Source organism: Serratia sp. LTN-2 (assembly GCF_059740205.1).
Genome location: NZ_JCAXDO010000009.1, coordinates 211,427 through 230,779, shown reverse-complemented (window position 1 = coordinate 230,779; position 19,353 = coordinate 211,427). Strand labels below are relative to the sequence as shown.

The 19,353-nt window shown below is 61.7% G+C and carries 14 protein-coding genes; 8 read left to right on the top strand and 6 right to left on the bottom strand.

From position 1 onward, the window contains the following. Window positions 1–152 precede the first annotated feature (152 nt). The 4 genes from metA to aceK all read left to right on the top strand — a co-directional run bounded on the left by metA (window position 153) and on the right by aceK (window position 6,228). Complete coding sequence (gene metA / locus AC6BYQ_RS18170) at window positions 153–1,082, top strand: homoserine O-acetyltransferase MetA (protein ID WP_025160144.1); 930 nt, start codon at window positions 153–155, stop codon at window positions 1,080–1,082. 374 nt (window positions 1,083–1,456) lie between these two features. Further along, entirely contained in the window at window positions 1,457–3,055 is a 1,599-nt protein-coding gene (gene aceB / locus AC6BYQ_RS18165; protein ID WP_498057310.1) for a malate synthase A, read from the top strand. Window positions 3,056–3,096: 41 nt separating this feature from the next. Beyond that, a complete protein-coding gene (gene aceA, locus AC6BYQ_RS18160; RefSeq protein ID WP_019453253.1) occupies window positions 3,097–4,404 on the top strand; it encodes an isocitrate lyase in 1,308 nt (435 codons plus the stop codon). Window positions 4,405–4,473: 69 nt separating this feature from the next. After that, the gene (gene aceK / locus AC6BYQ_RS18155; protein ID WP_498057309.1) at window positions 4,474–6,228 is read left to right on the top strand and encodes a bifunctional isocitrate dehydrogenase kinase/phosphatase; all 1,755 of its coding nucleotides are present in this window, start codon (window positions 4,474–4,476) and stop codon (window positions 6,226–6,228) included. Between the two features lies 1 nt (window position 6,229). On the opposite strand, the gene AC6BYQ_RS18150 is transcribed toward aceK, so the two are convergent. The 5 genes from AC6BYQ_RS18150 to iclR form a co-directional block, all read right to left on the bottom strand. After that, window positions 6,230–6,871, bottom strand: coding sequence for a bifunctional 4-hydroxy-2-oxoglutarate aldolase/2-dehydro-3-deoxy-phosphogluconate aldolase (locus AC6BYQ_RS18150; protein WP_498057308.1), 642 nt, complete (start codon window positions 6,869–6,871; stop codon window positions 6,230–6,232). A 54-nt stretch (window positions 6,872–6,925) separates the two neighbouring features. Continuing rightward, window positions 6,926–8,740, bottom strand: coding sequence for a phosphogluconate dehydratase (gene edd / locus AC6BYQ_RS18145; protein ID WP_498057307.1), 1,815 nt, complete (start codon window positions 8,738–8,740; stop codon window positions 6,926–6,928). 98 nt (window positions 8,741–8,838) lie between these two features. Further along, window positions 8,839–10,176, bottom strand: coding sequence for a gluconate transporter (gntU, locus tag AC6BYQ_RS18140; protein WP_025160143.1), 1,338 nt, complete (start codon window positions 10,174–10,176; stop codon window positions 8,839–8,841). Next, on the bottom strand, window positions 10,173–10,712 hold the full coding sequence (gntK, locus tag AC6BYQ_RS18135; protein WP_015379252.1) for a gluconokinase: 540 nt from the start codon (window positions 10,710–10,712) through the stop codon (window positions 10,173–10,175). Before gntK ends, gntU begins: the two co-directional genes overlap by 4 nt. 252 nt (window positions 10,713–10,964) lie before the next feature. Beyond that, the gene (iclR, locus tag AC6BYQ_RS18130; protein ID WP_004936648.1) at window positions 10,965–11,795 is read right to left on the bottom strand and encodes a glyoxylate bypass operon transcriptional repressor IclR; all 831 of its coding nucleotides are present in this window, start codon (window positions 11,793–11,795) and stop codon (window positions 10,965–10,967) included. A gap of 196 nt (window positions 11,796–11,991) precedes the next feature. Here iclR and metH point away from each other — a divergent pair, with 196 nt between their 5' ends. Then, on the top strand, window positions 11,992–15,687 hold the full coding sequence (gene metH, locus AC6BYQ_RS18125; protein WP_498057306.1) for a methionine synthase: 3,696 nt from the start codon (window positions 11,992–11,994) through the stop codon (window positions 15,685–15,687). 38 nt (window positions 15,688–15,725) lie between these two features. Here the strand turns inward: metH and AC6BYQ_RS18120 are convergent, their stop codons facing one another. Then, window positions 15,726–16,436 carry a UTRA domain-containing protein gene (locus AC6BYQ_RS18120; RefSeq protein ID WP_498057305.1) on the bottom strand — a complete coding sequence of 237 codons (711 nt, stop codon included), beginning with the start codon at window positions 16,434–16,436 and terminating at the stop codon, window positions 15,726–15,728. Between the two features lie 190 nt (window positions 16,437–16,626). Here AC6BYQ_RS18120 and AC6BYQ_RS18115 point away from each other — a divergent pair, with 190 nt between their 5' ends. Genes AC6BYQ_RS18115 through AC6BYQ_RS18105 form a run of 3 tightly spaced genes read left to right on the top strand, consistent with a single transcriptional unit; the run spans window position 16,627 to window position 19,351 of the window. After that, entirely contained in the window at window positions 16,627–17,688 is a 1,062-nt protein-coding gene (locus AC6BYQ_RS18115; protein WP_498057304.1) for an ABC transporter substrate-binding protein, read from the top strand. Between the two features lie 11 nt (window positions 17,689–17,699). Beyond that, window positions 17,700–18,509 (top strand): alkaline phosphatase family protein, encoded by an 810-nt coding sequence (locus AC6BYQ_RS18110; RefSeq protein WP_498057303.1) that lies wholly within the window; start codon window positions 17,700–17,702, stop codon window positions 18,507–18,509. Then, the gene (locus AC6BYQ_RS18105) at window positions 18,506–19,351 is read left to right on the top strand and encodes an ABC transporter permease (RefSeq protein ID WP_015379247.1); all 846 of its coding nucleotides are present in this window, start codon (window positions 18,506–18,508) and stop codon (window positions 19,349–19,351) included. The genes AC6BYQ_RS18110 and AC6BYQ_RS18105 overlap by 4 nt, the downstream gene beginning before the upstream one ends. The last annotated feature ends 2 nt before the right edge of the window (window positions 19,352–19,353 follow it).

Here is a 19,353-nt window from a genome sequence, read left to right as displayed (position 1 = left end):
ATCCGCTTTACTCCCTCTGCTCATATCCTGGCGCAGGCCGCGCAATGAAACATTTTCACCTTTCCGCTGAATGCTCGACATCGACCGAAAAAAACGCTATCTTCGGGCATCTAGAAGTCTAAACGTATAAATGGATGTGTGAGGATTAAGCAATGCCGATTCGTGTTCCTGATGAGTTACCTGCGGTCAGCTTCTTGCGTGATGAGAATGTCTTCGTAATGACATCCTCACGGGCAAAAACACAGGAAATCAGGCCATTGAAAGTGCTGATCCTCAATCTGATGCCAAAGAAGATCGAAACGGAAAACCAGTTTCTGCGCCTGCTCTCCAACTCGCCGCTGCAGATTGATATCCAGCTGCTGCGTATCGATAGCCGCGAGTCGAAGAACACGCCGGCTGAGCATCTGAACAATTTCTACTGCGACTTTGAGGACATCCAGAATGAGAACTTCGATGGTTTGATCGTCACCGGTGCGCCGCTGGGGCTGGTCGACTTCTGCGATGTCGCCTACTGGCCGCAGATCGAACGGGTGATCGACTGGGCCAAGAACCACGTCACCTCCACGCTGTTCGTGTGCTGGGCGGTACAAGCGGCGTTGAACATCCTGTACGGTATTCCCAAGATGACGCGCGAGGTGAAGCTCTCTGGCGTTTATCCGCACCAAACGCTGCAGCAACATGCATTGCTGACGCGCGGCTTCGACGAAAGCTTCCTGGCGCCGCACTCACGCTATGCCGATTTCCCGACCGAGGTGATTCGCCAGTATACCGATCTGGATATCCTGGCCGAATCCGAGCAGGCCGGCGCCTATCTGTTCGCCAGCAGAGATAAGCGCCTGGCGTTTGTCACCGGCCATCCGGAATATGATGCCCTGACTCTGGCCGGGGAGTATTGTCGCGACAACGATGCCGGCCTCGATCCCACCGTTCCGCTCAACTACTTTCCCGATGACAACCCTGCACTGACACCGAAAGCCACCTGGCGCAGCCATGGCCACCTGCTGTTTTCCAACTGGCTCAACTATTACGTCTACCAGATTACGCCTTACGATCTGCGCCATATGAACCCGACGCTCGACTGAATTTTTCTGCCTGCCGGCGGCTGAATCGAGGCCGCTGCGTTGACGATCCCTCGTTCGATCCTCTTTTTCTCCCCCATCTCTTCCTGAAATACCTTGTTCGACAAGGCGTTATCATGTTCCTGCATGCCTATTGGAACCGATTTCCTTACTTGGTGTTGTTGTTATTTTTCATAACTAATTGATAATAAAGTGTTAATAAAATATTTAATAATAAAATGGAAATGGTTTTTGATTTTTATTTTTTGTTGAGTATTCTTAGAGCTATCGGGATGAGATCTGACCAGTTTAGGATCGTTTCATCCGCCCTGATCCACAGTGATTTCTGATGAAAATGCGCCGGTCGCTCAGGCGCGACGATGGGAAGGAGCAAGGTCATGACGCAACAGATAGCAGGCACGGAGTTAAGGTTTACGCAGGGTTTCGCCGCTGCGGAGCGCCAGGTGTTGACAGATGAAGCGGTTGAGTTCCTGGCGGAACTGGTGGCGAAATTCACACCGCGGCGCAATGAGCTGCTGGCGGCGCGTGTCCGCTGGCAGCAAAATATCGATCGCGGCGAATTGCCTGGCTTTATTTCGGAAACCAATTCCATTCGTGGGGGCGACTGGCAGATCCGCGGCATTCCGCAAGACCTGCGCGATCGCCGGGTTGAGATCACCGGGCCGGTCGAGCGCAAAATGGTGATCAATGCGCTGAACGCCAACGTAAAAGTATTTATGGCGGACTTTGAAGACTCGCTGGCGCCAAGCTGGGACAAAGTCATCGACGGTCAAATCAACCTGCACGATGCGGTTAACGGCACCATTTCCTACACCAATGAAGCCGGCAAGATTTACCAGCTGAAACCGAACCCGGCGGTGTTGATCGCTCGCGTGCGCGGCCTGCATTTGCCGGAGAAGCACGTGCTGTGGCGCGACGAGGCCATCCCAGGCGGCCTGTTCGATTTCGCGCTGTACTTCTACCACAACTATCGCCAGCTGTTGGCCAAGGGCAGCGGCCCGTATTTCTATCTGCCGAAAACCCAGTCCTGGGAAGAAGCAGCCTGGTGGAGCGATGTCTTCAGCTTTACCGAGGATCGTTTCGATCTGCCGCGCGGCACCATCAAGGCGACGGTGCTGATCGAAACCCTGCCGGCGGTGTTCCAGATGGACGAGATCCTCTATCACCTGCGCGATCACATCGTTGGCCTGAACTGCGGCCGCTGGGATTACATCTTCAGCTACATCAAGACGCTGAAAAATCACGGCGATCGCGTGCTGCCGGATCGTCAGTCGGTGACCATGGAGAAACCCTTCCTCAGCGCCTATTCGCGTCTGTTGATCAAAACCTGTCATAAGCGCGGTGCGTTCGCCATGGGCGGCATGGCGGCGTTTATCCCGAGCAAAGACGCCGAGAAAAACGCCTGGGTGCTGAACAAGGTACGGGCGGACAAAGAGCTGGAGGCCAATAACGGCCACGACGGCACCTGGGTGGCACACCCGGGGCTGGCGGACACGGTGATGGAGGTGTTCGACAAGGCATTGGGCGATCGCCAAAACCAGCTGGACGTGCTGCGTGAGCAGGATGCGCCGATCAGCGCCGCGCAGCTGCTGGAACCTTGTGACGGCGAACGCACGGAAGCGGGAATGCGTGCCAACATTCGCGTGGCGGTGCAGTACATCGAAGCCTGGATCTCCGGCAACGGCTGCGTGCCGATCTATGGGTTGATGGAAGATGCCGCGACGGCGGAGATCTCCCGTACCTCTATCTGGCAGTGGATCCACCACGAGAAGAGCCTGAATGATGGGCGTCCGGTGACCAAGGCGCTGTTCCGCCAGATGTTGCAAGAAGAGATGTTGGTGGTGCGTGAAGAAGTGGGGGAGGCACGCTTTAACGCCGGCCGGTTCGAAGAGGCGGCGCGCCTGATGGAGCGCATCACCACGCAAGATGAATTAATCGATTTCCTGACGCTGCCCGGCTATGCGCTGCTGGCCTGAATTTTCCCAATCAACCCTACATGACTGAAAGGATAAAAATTATGTCTACCTCTCGCTCTCAACAGATCCAGCAGCTGGAACAGGAATGGAAATCGGCCCGTTGGGAAGGCATTACCCGCCCTTATAGCGCCGAAGACGTGATCAACCTGCGCGGTTCGGTCAACCCGGAATGCACCCTGGCGCAAAACGGCGCCGCTAAACTGTGGTCCTTGCTGAACGGCAAGGCGCGTAAAGGCTACGTGAACTGCCTGGGCGCGCTGACCGGCGGCCAGGCGCTGCAGCAGGCCAAAGCCGGCGTCGAGGCCATCTACCTGTCCGGTTGGCAGGTGGCGGCGGACGCCAACAGTGCGGCGGCGATGTATCCAGACCAGTCGTTGTATCCGGTGGACTCGGTGCCAAAGGTGGTCGAGCGCATCAACAACACCTTCCGCCGCGCCGATCAGATCCAATGGGCGAACCGGATTGAACCGGGCAGCAAAGGCTACACCGACTATTTCCTGCCGATCGTCGCCGATGCTGAAGCCGGCTTCGGCGGCGTGTTGAACGCCTTTGAGCTGATGAAAGCGATGATCACCGCCGGTGCTGCCGGGGTACACTTTGAAGATCAGCTGGCGGCGGTGAAGAAATGCGGCCATATGGGCGGCAAAGTGCTGGTGCCGACGCAAGAAGCGATCCAGAAGCTGGTTGCCGCACGCCTGGCGGCTGACGTGCTCGGCGTGCCGACGCTGGTGATCGCCCGCACCGACGCCGACGCGGCCGACCTGCTGACCTCTGACTGCGATCCGTATGACAGCGCCTTCGTCACCGGCGAGCGCACGGCGGAAGGTTTCTTCCGCACCCATGCCGGCGTCGAGCAGGCGATCAGCCGCGGCCTGGCTTATGCCCCTTACGCCGATATGGTGTGGTGCGAAACCTCGACGCCGGATCTGGATGCTGCCCAGCGCTTCGCCGACGCCATCCACGCCAAATACCCGGGCAAGTTGCTGGCCTACAACTGCTCGCCGTCGTTCAACTGGAAGAAGAACCTCGACGACCAGACCATCGCCCGCTTCCAGCAGGCGCTGTCGGACATGGGCTACAAGTATCAGTTCATCACGCTGGCGGGCATCCACAGCATGTGGTTCAACATGTTCGATCTGGCGCACGCCTATGCGCAGGGCGAAGGGATGAAACACTACGTCGAGAAGGTGCAGCAGGCGGAGTTCGCCGCAGTGGATCGCGGCTACACCTTTGCCTCGCACCAGCAAGAGGTGGGCACCGGCTACTTCGACAAGGTCACCACCATCATTCAGGGCGGCGCCTCTTCGGTGACCGCACTGACCGGTTCGACGGAAGAACAGCAGTTCTGACGCGGCAAGCTTGAAGACGTTTCACCCGGAGCCTGCATGCGCAGGCTCCTTTTTCTGGCGGGGGTAAGGATGGCGGCAAAACTGGAGTTGTTGATCGCACAGACGATCCTGCAAGGCTTCGATGCGCAGTATGGCCGCTTTCTGGAGGTGACCGCCGGCGCGCAGCAGCGCTTCGAGCAGGCGGACTGGCCGGCGGTACAGCAGGCGATGAAAAAGCGCATCCATCTGTACGACCATCATGTCGGCCTGGTGGTGGAGCAGCTCAAATGCATCACCGGGCAGAAATACTTCGACGCCGACTTCCCCAGCCGGGTCAAAGCGGTCTATATCGATCTGCTGCCGGACTATCCGCGTTTCGAGATAGCCGAAAGCTTTTTTAACTCGGTCTACTGCCGGCTGTTCAAGCATCGCGATCTGACGCCGGACAAGCTGTTCGTGTTCAGTTCGCAGCCGGAACGGCGCTTTCGCGACATTCCGCGTCCGCTGGCGCGCGATTTCACTCCCCATGGCGATCTGCTGGCGATGCTGCGCAGCCTGCTGAGCGATCTGCCGCTGCGGCTGCCGTGGGAGGATTTGACGCGCGATATCCGCTATATCACGCAAGCGCTGCAACGCACCTTCAGCGCACAGCAGCTGGCGGGCGCGACCTTTCAGATCGCCAACGAACTGTTTTACCGCAACAAGGCCGCCTGGCTGGTTGGCAAGCTGCGCCTGGTCGACGGCGTTTACCCGTTCCTGTTGCCGATCCACCACAGCGAATCGGGCGCGCTGTTTATCGACGCCTGCCTGACCGGCAAGGCGGAGGCCAGCATCGTTTTCGGCTTCGCCCGCTCTTATTTTATGGTCTACGCGCCGCTGCCGGCGGCGATGTTGGAATGGCTGCGCGAGATCCTGCCGGGCAAGACCACCGCCGAGCTGTACATGGCGATCGGCTGCCAGAAGCACGGCAAAACCGAATGCTATCGCGAATACCTGACCTTTATGGCGCAGTCGCAGGAGCAGTTCATCATCGCGCCGGGGGTGAAGGGCATGGTGATGCTGGTGTTCACTCTGCCGTCCTTCGATCGGGTGTTCAAAGTGATCAAAGACGAATTCGCCCCGCAAAAAGAGGTGACGCAGGCGCAGGTGATGGCTTGCTATCAGCTGGTGAAAGAGCACGATCGCGTCGGGCGCATGGCGGATACCCAGGAGTACGAGAATTTTGTCGTCGACAAGGCGCGCCTCAGCCCGGAACTGCTGGAAGAGCTGCGGCGCGAAGTGCCGGGCAAGCTGGAAGATCTCGGCGATCGCATCGTGATCAAACATCTGTATATGGAACGCCGCATGACGCCGCTGAACCTGTATCTGGAGCAGGCCAACGATCAGCAGATGCGCGATGCGATCGAAGAGTACGGCAACGCCATCAAGCAGCTGGCCGCCGCCAATATCTTCCCCGGCGACATGCTGTTCAAGAATTTCGGCGTGACGCGCCACGGGCGAGTGGTGTTCTACGACTACGACGAGATTTGCTACATGACCGAGGTCAACTTCCGCGACATTCCGCCGCCGCGCTATCCGGAGGATGAGCTGGCCAGCGAGCCGTGGTACAGCATCGCGCCCAACGACGTATTTCCGGAGGAGTTCCGCCATTTCCTGTGCGGCGATCGGCGCATCCGGCAGGTGTTTGAAGAGCTGCACAGCGATCTGTTTACCGCGGAGTATTGGCGCGGGTTGCAGCAGCGTATCCGCGAGGGGCACGTGGAGGATGTGTTCGCTTACCGCAAGAAACAGCGGTTCAGCCAGCGCAGCGGGGCGGCGCTGCCGGCCGCCACCGCTGCGATGTAAATCAGGCCTGGGCGCCCGCCACGGCGGCGCGCGCCAGTTCGGTGATGCGCGCGTAGTCGCCGCTTTCCAGCGCGTCCGCCGGCACCAGCCAGGAGCCGCCGATGCACAGCACGCTTTTCAGCGCCAGGTAACTGCGGTAGTTGTCCGGCGAGATACCGCCGGTCGGGCAGAAGCGCACCTGCGGGAACGGGCCGCCGATCGCCTGCAGCGCTTTTACACCGCCGTTGGCTTCCGCCGGGAAGAATTTAAACTCGCGCAGGCCGTAATCCATGCCCTGCATCAGTTCGGAAACGGAGCTGATGCCTGGAATCAACGGGATTGAACCGGCGGTGGCCGCTTTCAGCAACTCGTCGGTCAGTCCCGGGCTGATGGCGAACTGGGCGCCGGCCTCGGTCACTTCACGCAGCTGCTGCGGATTAATCACCGTACCGGCACCGATGATCGCTTCCGGCACCTCTTGGGCGATGGCGCGAATGGCGTCCATGGCGCAGGCGGTGCGCAGCGTCACCTCCAGCACCCGCACGCCGCCGGCGACCAGCGCTTTCGCCAACGGTACCGCATGTTCCAGCTTGTTGATAACGATGACCGGCACCACCGGCCCCGCCGTCAGGATCTGTTCGGCGCTTGTTTTCCACTTGTTCATGATGACGCTCTCCTCTGTGGCCGCCGCCAGGCGGCGATGCGGCCAGGCTATCGATTAAAATTTGATGCAGCAGGCACCCTGTTCGGCGCCGGACAGCTGGCTGCGCAGCGCGGCGAACAGCTCGCGGCCGCAGCCGATGTGTTCCGCGCTCAGATCGGGTTGGCAAGGCGTGCGCCGGGCCAGCTCCTCGGCGTCGACCAGCACCTGCAGCTCGCCGCTGCGGCCGTTGACGCGGATCGGATCGCCGTCGCGCACTTTCGCCAGCAGGCCGCCGGTATAGGCTTCCGGAGTGACGTGGATGGCGGAAGGTACCTTGCCGGAGGCGCCGGACAGGCGACCGTCGGTCACCAGCGCCACTTTGAAGCCGCGATCCATCAGCACGCCCAGCGGCGGCATCAGTTTGTGCAGTTCGGGCATGCCGTTGGCCTGCGGCCCCTGGAAGCGCACCACCACCACGCAATCGCGATCCAGCTTGCCGGCTTCGAACGCCGGCACGATGTCGTGCTGGCTGTCGAACACCACCGCCGGCGCTTCGATGATCTGGTTGTCGGCGGGCACCGCCGAGGTTTTCATCACCGCACGGCCCAGATTGCCGGCCATCACCTTGGTGCCGCCGTGATGTTCGAATGGCTGAGCGACGCTGGCGATTACCTTGGCGTCGAGCGAGCCGGCCACGCCTTCGCGCCACGCCAGCTGGCCATTATCCAGCCAGGGTTCCTGGGTGTAGCGGCGCAGGCCGAAACCGGCCACGGTGTGCACCTCTTCGTGCAGCAGGCCGTGTTGCAGCAGCTCGCGCACCACCAGCGGCACGCCGCCGGCGGCCTGGAACTGGTTGATGTCGGCCGGGCCGTTCGGGTAGATGCGGCACAGCAGCGGCACCGCTTCCGACAGCTCGGAGAAATCGTCCCAGGTGATGATGATGCCCGCCGCCCGCGCCATCGCCACCAGATGCATGGTCAGGTTGGTGGAGCCGCCGGTGGCCAGCAGCGAGACGATGCCGTTCACCACCACTTTCTCGTCCACCAGGCGGCCGATCGGCAGGTAGTTGCCGGCGGTGTTGGTCAGCCGGGTCACCTGGCGCGCGGCGGCGTCGTTCAGCGCGTCGCGCAGCGGCGTGTCCGGATGCACGAAGGAAGCGCCTGGCAGATGCAGACCCATCACTTCCATCACCATCTGATTGGTGTTGGCGGTGCCGTAGAAGGTGCAGGTGCCGATACCGTGATAAGAGGCGGCCTCGGCTTCCAGCAACGCCAGGCGGTCGGCCTTGCCCTCGGCGTACAGCTGGCGCACGCGCACCTTTTCCTTGTTCGGCAAACCGCTGCTCATCGGGCCGGCCGGCACGAACAGCGCGGGCAGGTGGCCGAAGGAGAGGGCGGCCATCACCAACCCCGGCACGATCTTGTCGCAAATACCGAGGAACAGCGCGCCGTCGAACATGTTGTGCGACAGGCCGACGGCGGCCGACATGGCGATCACGTCACGGCTCATCAGCGACAGCTCCATACCGTCCTGCCCCTGGGTCACGCCGTCGCACATCGCCGGCACGCCGCCGGCCACCTGGCCCACGGCACCCACCGTCTTCAGCGCCTGCTTCAGCCGCTCTGGGTAGTGTTCGTAGGGCTGGTGGGCCGACAGCATGTCGTTGTAGGCGGTGATGATGGCGATATCGCTGCGCACCATGTTTTTCAGCGCCGTCTTGTCATCGGGCTGACAGGCGGCGAAGCCGTGGGCCAGGTTGCCGCAGGCCAGCTGCGCGCGGTGGACGGTTTGGGAGCGGGCCGCCTCGATGCGCGCCAGATAGGCGGCGCGGCTGGCCTCGGAACGGTGGATGATGCGCTGTGTGACACGGGACAAGGTTGGGTTAATCATGCCTTCCTCACATTGCTGTTGTTATAGTCGCCGCCTGTGGCGGTGCCCCCGGTGGTGATTTGCAGCCCTGGTGTGCAAGGCCGGGGGCGATTTGGGCGTTAAAACATCGTGAATGCAATCATGCCGATGGCGCCGCCGACGCTGCCCAGAATCGTTTCCATTACCGTCCAGGTTTTCAGCGTTTGCAGTTCGTTGGCGCCGGTGAATTTGCCGAACAGCCAGAAACCGGCGTCGTTGACGTGGCTCAGCACGATGGAGCCGCCGGCGATGCAGATAGCCAGCGCGGCCAGTTGCCCGCCGTTCAGCCCGAGCTGGCTGGTGACCGGCAGCACCAGGCCTACGGTGGTCAGGCAGGCGACGGTGGCCGAGCCCTGGATCACCCGAACCATGGCGGAGAGCGCAAAGGCGGCCACGGCGATCGGCAGGCCGGCGCCGATCATGGCGTCACCCAACGCCGGCCCGACGCCGGAATCCACCAGGATCTGTTTGAACACCCCGCCGGCGCCGGTCATCAGCAAGATGATCCCGGCCGGTTGCACCGCGGCGGAGCAGATGGCCAGCGTCTGTTCGTTGCTCATGCCGCGTGGCTTCGCCAGGCCGTAAATCACGATCAGGCAGGCCAGCAGGATGGCGGTGAACGGGTGGCCGATAAACTCCAGCCACTGCTGCAGCTGTGAACCCGGAGTGACCAGCCGCGCGCCAATGGTTTTCATGCCGACCAGCACCAGCGGGCACAGCACCAGCGCCAGGCTGAAGCCGAACGACGGCAGATTGCCCTTGGTCAGCGTCGGCTCATTCTCTTCCGGCGGCATTGGCCAGTTGACGAAGCGGCTGATAAAGCTGCCGTACAGCGGGCCGGCGATCAGCATGCCGATCACCGCCGCCACCAGGCCGATGGCGATCATCCAGCCGAAGTCGGCCTTCATCTGCGAAGCCAGCAGCATCGGCACCGGTCCCGGCAGCAGGAAGGAGGCGGCGGCGGCCACGCCGGCGAACAGCGGGATCGCCAGCTTGACGATATTGCCGTCGGTGCGGCGCGCCACGGCGAACACGATGCCGATCAACAGCACCACCGCCACGTCGAAGAACAGCGGCAGCGCGCAGATCAGGCCGGCGATACCGAGCGCATAGTGCGCCTTGCTTTGTCCGAATCGTTTCAGCAATTGCGCCGCAATTTGATCGAGCGCGCCGACCTCATGCAGGATCTTGCCGAACATCGCCCCCAGCGCCACCACGATCGCCAGGAAGCCCAGCGTGTCGCCCATGCCTTTTTGCATGGTGTCGGCGATATGGTCCAGCGGCATGCCGGAGAAAATGCCGGCGGCGATGGACACCAGCATCAGCGCGACGAAGGCGTGCATGCGCGCCTTCATCACCAGGAATAACAGCAGTAAAACCGAGCCGACTGCGGTACCGACCAGCGTCAGGGTACTCACGCGCACACGTCCTGTGGCAGGAAGCTCTGGATATGGCGCACGGTATCGGCGATCACCGCGTCCAGCGGCTGATTGATGTCGATCGCCATCACGTCGTTTTCGTCGGCGCCCGGCTGCTCGAGTGCGGCGAACTGGGTGACCAGCATCTGCGGCTTGAAGAAGTGGCCGTTACGTGCCGCCAGACGGGATTCGATCACCGGGAACTCGCCGTGCAGATAGATGAACGACAGGTTGCCGTTGCCGGCGCGCAGGCGGTCGCGATACTGCTTTTTCAGCGCCGAGCAGACGATGATCGACACGCTGTTGGTGCGCTGCATGGCGAAGGCGGCGTCGTTGAGCGCGGCCAGCCACGGGGCGCGATCGTCGTCGTTCAACGCTTCGCCGGCGGCCATCTTCAGGATATTGCTGCGCGGATGCAGGAAGTCGCCGTCGAGGAAGCCGGCGGAGAGTTGGCGGGCCGCGGCGGCGGCGACGGCGGACTTGCCGCTGCCGGAAACGCCCATAACGACGTAAATGCGATTTTGATTGTTGGTCATGGCTTGGCTCCAAAACACCGGGTGACGTTACCTTCGTTCAGTTTGATTGTTACCGGTAACATGTTATCGGTAACATTGTCGAAGGAAGTTTGAGCGGTTGCAATGGGCTTTCGCCGTGAGGATCGTTAACTGTGATCGGCTTCAAGCTTTTTTCCTGTGGGCTAAACAGGATACCAACAGCCATTTACATGCTGACAACAGAGCAAGGAAGGGGAGCGGAGGCGCACTGCGGCGCCCCGCGGATGGGCTGGATTAGCGTACGCCGCCGTAGGCCAGGCTGATCTCTTTCGCTGCGTGGATCACCAGCGCGCCCAGCTCGATCACGCGATCGTCGGTGATGCGCGATACCGGGCCGGAGATAGAAATGGCGGCGAAGGCTTCGCGGTGCTCGTCAAAGATGCAGGCCGCCACGCAACGCAGGCCGAGCGCGTGCTCTTCGTCGTCAAAGGAAAAGCCCTGCTTGCGGATCTGCGCCAGTCCCTCTTTCAGGTTGTGCGGCGTCAGGGTGTGCGGCGTGTAGGTGTGCATGCCTTTCTTGTGCAGCAGCTTGGTCACCTGATCGTCCGGCAGGGTGGCGAGGAAGGCTTTGCCGGCGCCGGAGGCGTGCATCGGCAGTTTGCCGCCGATCGGCGCCGACATGCGCATCAGCGCCGTACACTGTACCTGATCGATGATGATCGCCTGGTACTCGCTGGTATCCAGCACCGCCAGGTTGACCGTTTCACCCGACTCTTCCATCAGTCGGCGCAGCGTCGGATGCACCATCGCCAGCAGGTTGCGGCTTTGCAGAAAGCTGCTGCCGACCACAAAAGCGTGCGAGCCGATGGTCCACAGACCGAGATCGCCGACCTGGCGCACGAATCCCTGCTGCTGCATGGTGGTGAGCAGACGGTGAGTGGTGGAGTTCGGCAGGCCGGCCTGCTGGGCCAGATCGGTCAGCGCCACGTTGCCCTGGGCTTCCGAAATGTATTCCAACAGCTTCAGGCCACGGGTCAACGATTGTACCTGGCCGGTCGCCGCACTGGCGGCCGGGGCTGCTGCGCGGGGCTTCTTGCCGCGTTTGGCGGGAGCAGGGGTGGCCATGGGTGATATTCCTTTTTCCGTATGATGGAATTCATTTTCGTTTTTTGTCGATGAATTGCAAGCCGCCGCCAGCTCATCGGAGGTGTTGGCGCACAACCTGAAAAACTCTCAATTGTCGTCTCCCCCTTTGTCCCTACAAGCTGTGCTAGGATGACCCGTTGGTTTTTGCGGCAGTTGAGCGATGGGCTGGATGGCAATGGAAGGGGTTACAGTGACGAATCGAGTAGAACAACTGCGCCGCCAGTTAGCGCAGCGCATTTTAGTGTTGGACGGCGGCATGGGCACCATGATCCAGAGCTACCGTCTGGATGAGCGCGATTTCCGCGGTGAGCGTTTCGCCGACTGGGGCAGCGATCTGAAAGGCAATAACGATCTGCTGGTGCTGACCAAGCCGGAAGTGATCACCGCCATTCATTACGCCTACCTCGAGGCGGGCGCCGATATCCTTGAAACCAATACCTTCAACTCCACCCCCATCGCCATGGCCGACTACCACATGGAGTCGCTGTCCGCCGAGATTAACTACCAGGCCGCCTGCCTGGCGCGCGCCTGTGCCGACGAATGGACGGCGCGCACGCCGGAAAAACCGCGCTATGTCGCCGGCGTGTTGGGGCCGACCAACCGCACCGCATCCATCTCGCCGAACGTCAACGATCCGGCGTTCCGCAACATCTCGTTCGACGAGCTGGTGGCGGCTTATCGCGAATCGACCCGCGCGCTGGTGGAGGGCGGCGTCGATCTGATCATGATCGAAACCATCTTCGATACCCTGAATGCCAAGGCCGCCGCCTTTGCGGTGGAAACCGAATTCGAAGCGCTGGGGGTGGAACTGCCAATCATGATCTCCGGCACCATCACCGACGCTTCCGGCCGCACCCTGTCCGGCCAAACCACCGAGGCGTTTTACAACTCGCTGCGTCACGTCAAGCCGCTGACCTTCGGCCTGAACTGTGCCCTGGGGCCGGATGAACTGCGTCAGTACGTCGCCGAGCTGGCGCGCATCTCGGAGACCTACGTCACCGCGCACCCGAACGCCGGTTTGCCGAACGCCTTCGGCGAGTACGATCTGGATGCGGCCGAGATGGCGCGCCAGGTCGGGGAGTGGGCGCAGGCCGGCTTCCTCAATATCATCGGCGGCTGCTGCGGCACCACGCCGGAACACATCGCCGCGATGGCCAAGGTGGTTGAGGGCGTGCCGCCGCGCCGGCTGCCGGAGATCCCGGTCGCCTGCCGTCTGGCCGGTCTTGAGCCGTTGACCATCGACGCCAACACCCTGTTCGTCAACGTCGGCGAGCGCACCAACGTCACCGGCTCGGCGCGTTTCAAACGCCTGATCAAAGAAGAGAAATACAACGAAGCGCTCGACGTGGCGCGCCAGCAGGTGGAGAGCGGCGCGCAGATCATCGACATCAACATGGACGAGGGGATGCTCGACGCCGAGGCGGCGATGGTGCGCTTCCTCAATCTGATCGCCGGCGAGCCGGATATCGCTCGGGTGCCGATCATGATCGACTCCTCCAAATGGTCCGTTATCGAGAAAGGTCTGAAGTGCATTCAGGGCAAGGGCATCGTCAACTCGATCTCGATGAAGGAGGGCGAGGAGGCCTTTATCCACCACGCCAGGCTGGTGCGCCGCTACGGCGCCGCGGTGGTGGTGATGGCGTTCGACGAAGTGGGCCAGGCGGATACCCGCGAGCGCAAGTTCGAGATTTGCCGCCGCGCCTATAAAATTTTGACCGAACGCGTCGGCTTCCCGCCGGAAGACATCATTTTCGACCCGAACATCTTCGCCGTCGCCACCGGCATCGAAGAGCACAACAACTACGCCGTCGACTTTATCGAAGCCTGCGCCGACATCAAAACCCACCTGCCGCACGCGATGATCTCCGGCGGGGTGTCCAACGTGTCGTTCTCGTTCCGCGGCAACGATCCGGTGCGCGAGGCGATCCACGCGGTGTTCCTGTATCACGCCATTCGCAACGGCATGGACATGGGCATCGTCAACGCCGGGCAGCTGGCGATTTATGACGATCTGCCCGGCGAGCTGCGCGAGGCGGTAGAAGACGTGATCCTCAACCGCCGCGAGGACGGCACCGAACGCCTGCTGGAGCTGGCGGAAAAGTACCGCGGCAGCAAAGACGGCGAAGCGGCGGTGCAGCAGGCGGAGTGGCGCGGCTGGCCGGTGGAAAAGCGGCTGGAGTATTCGCTGGTGAAGGGCATCACCGAGTTTATCGAACTGGACACCGAAGAAGCGCGGCAGCAGGCCGAACGCCCGATCGAAGTGATCGAAGGGCCGCTGATGGCGGGGATGAACGTGGTCGGCGATCTGTTCGGCGAGGGCAAGATGTTCCTGCCGCAGGTGGTGAAATCCGCCCGCGTGATGAAGCAGGCGGTGGCTTACCTGGAACCGTACATCGAAGCCAGCAAGCAGCAGGGCACCTCCGCAGGGAAAATCCTGCTGGCGACGGTGAAGGGCGACGTGCACGACATCGGCAAGAACATCGTCGGGGTGGTGTTGCAGTGCAATAACTATGAAATCGTCGATTTGGGCGTGATGGTGCCGACGGAGAAAATCCTGCGCACCGCGCGCGAAGAGAAGGTGGATATCATCGGCCTGTCGGGGCTGATCACGCCGTCGCTGGACGAGATGGTCAACGTGGCCAAAGAGATGGAGCGCCAGGGTTTTACCCTGCCGCTGCTGATCGGTGGCGCCACCACCTCCAAGGCGCACACCGCGGTGAAAATTGAACAGAACTACAGCGGCCCGACCACCTACGTGCAGAACGCCTCGCGCACCGTGGGCGTGGTGTCGGCACTGCTGTCCGCCACCCAGCGCGACGAGTTTGTGGCGCGCACTCGCAAAGAGTACGAAACGGTGCGCATTCAGCACGCGCGCAAAAAACCGCGCACGCCGCCGGTCGATCTGCAGAAGGCGCGCGCCAACGCCATGGCGCTGGATTGGGCCGATTATCAGCCGCCGGCGCCACGGCAATTGGGCGTGTTCCCGGTGGCGGCCGGCATCGAGACGCTGCGCCACTATATCGACTGGACGCCGTTCTTCATGACCTGGTCGCTGGCGGGCAAATATCCGCGCATCCTGGAGGATGAGGTGGTGGGGGAAGAGGCTAAACGCCTGTTCCATGACGCCAATCAGATGTTGGATCGGCTGGCCGCCGAGCGCAGCCTCAACCCGCGCGGCGTTTACGGCCTGTTCCCGGCCAACCGCGTCGGCGACGATGTGGAAGTGTACCGCGACGAACAGCGCGGCGAGGTGCTGGCGGTAAGCCGCCATCTGCGCCAGCAGACGGAAAAAACCGACTTCCCGAACTACTGCCTGGCGGACTTCGTGGCACCGAAAAGCAGCGGCAAGGCCGACTACTTCGGCGCCTTCGCGGTAACCGGCGGGCTGGAGGAGGACGCGCTGGCGGCGGCGTACGACGCACAGCACGACGATTACAACAAAATCATGGTCAAGGCGCTGGCGGATCGTTTGGCGGAGGCCTTCGCCGAATACCTGCACGAACAGGTGCGCAAGCTGCACTGGGGCTATGCCGCTGACGAGAATCTGAGCAACGAGGAGCTGATCCGCGAAAACTATCAGGGCATCCGGCCGGCGCCGGGCTACCCGGCCTGCCCGGAGCACACCGAGAAAGCGACCATCTGGCAGCTGCTCGACGTCAACCGCCACACCGGTATGGCGCTGACGGAGTCCTTCGCCATGTGGCCGGGAGCGGCGGTGTCCGGCTGGTACTTCAGCCATCCTGAGAGCAAGTATTTCGCGGTGGCGCAGATCCAGCGCGATCAGGTGGAAGACTACGCGGCGCGTAAAGGGATGAGCGTGAGCGAGGTAGAACGCTGGCTGGCGCCAAACCTCGGCTACGACGCCGACTGATTTTCCTCTTCAAGGGCGCAGCGATGCGCCCTTGTCATTTACAGCGCTTCCACGTCGATGTGCAGCGCGTCGTAACGCCAATACTCCAGGTCGCAATCGATCACTCTGTCGTGCTGATCGCGGTTCACCCGCGTAATGAACAGCGCCGGGCTGCCGTAGGTCACTTTCAGCATGGCGGCGGCCTGTTGCGGCAGCAGGGTGGGCAGCATGTCGAAACGTACCCGGCCGTAGTGAATGCCGTAGCGTGCGGCGTACAGCGCGGTCAGCGACTGGGTCAGATCTTCGTCCAGAATACCGGGGAAATAGGCCGGATTGAGGTAGTGCTCGCAGTACAGCACCGCACGCCCGTCGATGTAGCGCAGCCGGCGAATGCGATAGGCCTCGGCGCCGGAGGGCAGCGCCAGGCGGCCGGCCAACGGCGCCTCGAGCGTGACGAGCGCACTGTCTATCGCTTGGGTATGGGCGGCGCGCCCCTGTTGCTGCGCCATGGCGTGAAAATGGCTGCGCTGCAACGGGTTATAGATCAGACGTGGAGGCGAGATGAACCAGCCGCGCCGCACCTGGCGGTAAATGACGCCCTGCGCCTCCAATTGGCCGAGCGCCTCCTGCAGGGTAATGCGGGTGGTGGCGAACTGTTCGCTCAGGGCTCGCTCGGAGGGCAGCTTGCCGCCTACGGCGAACTCGCCGGCGGTGATGCGGGCGTGCAGCGTTTGGCAGATGGTGGCGACGGTCGTCGGTGCTTCACTCATACAGCGGGTGTCCCGTTTCAGTGCGTTTGGCCTTTAAGGTAGACCAGCGTCGCGTTTTCGCCGTTGCAATGGGTGATAAAACTGTCGCTTTTTTAAGCTGACATATAATTATCACATTCGTCCGTTAGATTGGTTTGGTCCTTGCTGGACTAGTCCAGCCATCCCCACACTACCACCTGGAGCATCAGTTATGAAACGTTTGTGCGCTTCTGTGTTAACCAGTGCCATCGTGTTATCCAGCCAGATGAGCTGGGCCGCGGATACCGATCTGGCGGCGCTGGAGCAGGCCGCTAAAAAAGAAGGCGAAGTCAACAGCGTCGGCATGCCGGACAGCTGGGCCAACTGGAAAGGCACCTGGCAAGATCTGTTGAGCAAATACGGCCTGAAGCATGTCGATACCGACATGAGCTCTGCGCAGGAGATCGCCAAATTCGATGCGGAAAAGAACAACGCCACGGCGGACATCGCTGACGTCGGTGCGGCCTTCGGCCCGGTGGCGGTGCAGAAGGGCGTGACGCAGCCGTACAAACCCTCCACCTGGGATCAGGTGCCGGATTGGGCGAAAGACAAAGATGGCCACTGGGCGCTGGCTTACACCGGCACCATCGCCTTCATCATTAACAAGCAACAGGTGAAAGACATCCCGCACAGCTGGGCCGATCTGCTGAAGGGCAGCTATCAGGTCACCATCGGCGACGTCGGCACCGCTTCGCAGGCAGCCAGCGGCGTGCTGGCGGCCACTTACGCCATGGGCGGCAACGAGAAAAACCTCAAGCCGGGCCTGGAGTTCTTCGGCAAGCTGGCCAAGGCCGGCCGCCTGAGCCTGAGTAACCCGGTGATCGCGTCGCTGGAGAAGGGGGAAGTGCAGGTCGGCGTGGTATGGGACTTCAACGGTCTGAACTACCGCGATCAGATCGACAAAACCCGCTTTGAAGTGCTGATCCCGTCGGACGGTTCGATCACTTCTGGCTACACCACCATCATCAACAAATACGCCAAGCACCCGAATGCCGCCAAGCTGGCGCGCGAATACATCTTCTCCGATGCCGGTCAGATCAACCTGGCGCGCGGCTATGCCCGCCCGATCCGCGCCGAGCATCTGACGCTGCCGGACGACGTCAAAGCCAAGCTGCTGCCGGCCGAGCAGTACAAGAACGCGCACCCGATCGCCGATCCGGCGGCCTGGGAACAGAGCGCCAAAGCGCTGCCGCGCCTGTGGCAGGAAAACGTCATTATGTTTATGCAGCAGTGAGTTAACGCACCATGAAAACGATCCTCGTGCTGCTGGACGGCCTCAACTACCGGGTGGCGCACGACGCCATGGGTTATCTGCAGGCCGAATGCGCGGCGGGACGCGGGCGGTTGTACCTGCTGGAGAGCGAGTTGCCCTCGCTCTCCCGGCCGCTGTATGAATGCATCCTCACCGGCGTCACGCCGGTGGAGAGCGGCGTGGTGCACAATCACGTCTCGCGCCTTTCTCATCAACAAAGTGTGTTTCATTACGCGCGCGCCGCCGGGCTGACCACCGCCGCCGCCGCTTACCACTGGTTCAGCGAATTGTATAACCGCACGCCGTTCGACGCCGCGCGCGACCGCCATACCGATGCCCCCGAGCTGCCGATTCAACACGGGCATTTCTATTACGACGACGGTTATCCCGACAGCCATCTGTTTGACGACGCCGAAAACCTGCGTCTGCGTTATCAGCCAGACTTTCTGTTGATCCATCCGATGAACATCGATGACGCCGGCCACCGCTTTGGCCTCTCTTCGCCGCAGTACCGCAACGCGGCGCGGCGCGCCGACGGCTCGCTGTCGCGCTATCTGCCCGATTGGCTGGCGGCCGGTTATCAGGTGCTGGTTACCGCCGACCACGGCATGAACGACGATCGCAGCCACGGCGGCGTATTGCCGGAAGAGCGCCAGGTACCGCTGTTCGTATTCGGCGCGGGCTTCAGCCTGGATGACGCCGATCCGCAGCAAACCGAGCTGTGTGGCACGATCTGCGATCTGCTGCAGGCGCCGCACGACAAGCCGCGCTGCCGGGCGCTGCTGGCGCAGGATGCGCGATGAACAGCAAAACCAAATGGATCGCCGCGCTGTGCCTGCTGCCGTTTATCGTGCTGTTCGGCGCGTTTCAGATCGCCCCGCTGGTGTGGATCGCCGTTCACAGCTTTTTCAGCGAGACCAGCGGCTGGGGGTGGGGCAACTATGTCGATATCCTCACCTCGCCGTTCTACCTGCAGGCGTTTCAGTTCTCGCTGGAGATCTCGCTATGGTCGAGCGTCTACGGCTTGCTGATCGCATTAGTTGGCAGTTACTCACTGCGTCAGCTAGGCCAGACGCGGTTTCATGACTTCGTAATGTCGTTCACCAACATGACCAGCAACTTCGCCGGGGTGCCGCTGGCGTTCGCCTTCGTCATACTGCTGGGGCTGAACGGTTGCCTGACGTTGCTGCTGCGCAAATACGGTCTGATGGAGAGCTTCAACCTCTATTCGAAGAGCGGCCTGATCGTGCTGTATACCTACTTCCAGATCCCGCTCGGGGTGCTGTTGCTGTATCCGGCATTCGACGCGCTGCGTGCCGACTGGCGCGAATCGGCGGCGCTGCTCGGCGCCGGCCCCTGGCGCTACTGGCGGCATATCGGCCTGCCGGTACTGGCGCCGGCGCTGATGGGCACCTTCGTCATCCTGCTGGCCAACGCGCTGGGCGCCTACGCCACGGTGTATGCGCTGACCACCGGCAACTTCAACGTGATCCCGATCCGCATCTCGGCGTTGGTGGCGGGGGACATCTCCCTCGATCCGAACCTGGCCAGCGCGCTGGCGATGCTGCTGGTGGTGATGATGGCGTTTATCACGGTGATCCACCAATGGATGCTGCGCAGGAGCTACCTCAATGCACGCTCATAACC

Bases quoted from the DNA above. Each gene is read 5' to 3' on its own strand.
- metA (WP_025160144.1), top strand. From the start codon at position 153: ATGCCGATTCGTGTTCCTGATGAGTTACCTGCGGTCAGCTTCTTGCGT.
- AC6BYQ_RS18115 (WP_498057304.1), top strand. From the start codon at position 16,627: ATGAAACGTTTGTGCGCTTCTGTGTTAACCAGTGCCATCGTGTTATCC.
- aceA (WP_019453253.1), top strand. From the start codon at position 3,097: ATGTCTACCTCTCGCTCTCAACAGATCCAGCAGCTGGAACAGGAATGG.
- AC6BYQ_RS18150 (WP_498057308.1), bottom strand. From the start codon at position 6,871: ATGAACAAGTGGAAAACAAGCGCCGAACAGATCCTGACGGCGGGGCCG.
- AC6BYQ_RS18110 (WP_498057303.1), top strand. From the start codon at position 17,700: ATGAAAACGATCCTCGTGCTGCTGGACGGCCTCAACTACCGGGTGGCG.
- AC6BYQ_RS18120 (WP_498057305.1), bottom strand. From the start codon at position 16,436: ATGAGTGAAGCACCGACGACCGTCGCCACCATCTGCCAAACGCTGCAC.
- aceB (WP_498057310.1), top strand. From the start codon at position 1,457: ATGACGCAACAGATAGCAGGCACGGAGTTAAGGTTTACGCAGGGTTTC.
- aceK (WP_498057309.1), top strand. From the start codon at position 4,474: ATGGCGGCAAAACTGGAGTTGTTGATCGCACAGACGATCCTGCAAGGC.
- edd (WP_498057307.1), bottom strand. From the start codon at position 8,740: ATGATTAACCCAACCTTGTCCCGTGTCACACAGCGCATCATCCACCGT.
- iclR (WP_004936648.1), bottom strand. From the start codon at position 11,795: ATGGCCACCCCTGCTCCCGCCAAACGCGGCAAGAAGCCCCGCGCAGCA.
- metH (WP_498057306.1), top strand. From the start codon at position 11,992: ATGGAAGGGGTTACAGTGACGAATCGAGTAGAACAACTGCGCCGCCAG.
- AC6BYQ_RS18105 (WP_015379247.1), top strand. From the start codon at position 18,506: ATGAACAGCAAAACCAAATGGATCGCCGCGCTGTGCCTGCTGCCGTTT.
- gntK (WP_015379252.1), bottom strand. From the start codon at position 10,712: ATGACCAACAATCAAAATCGCATTTACGTCGTTATGGGCGTTTCCGGC.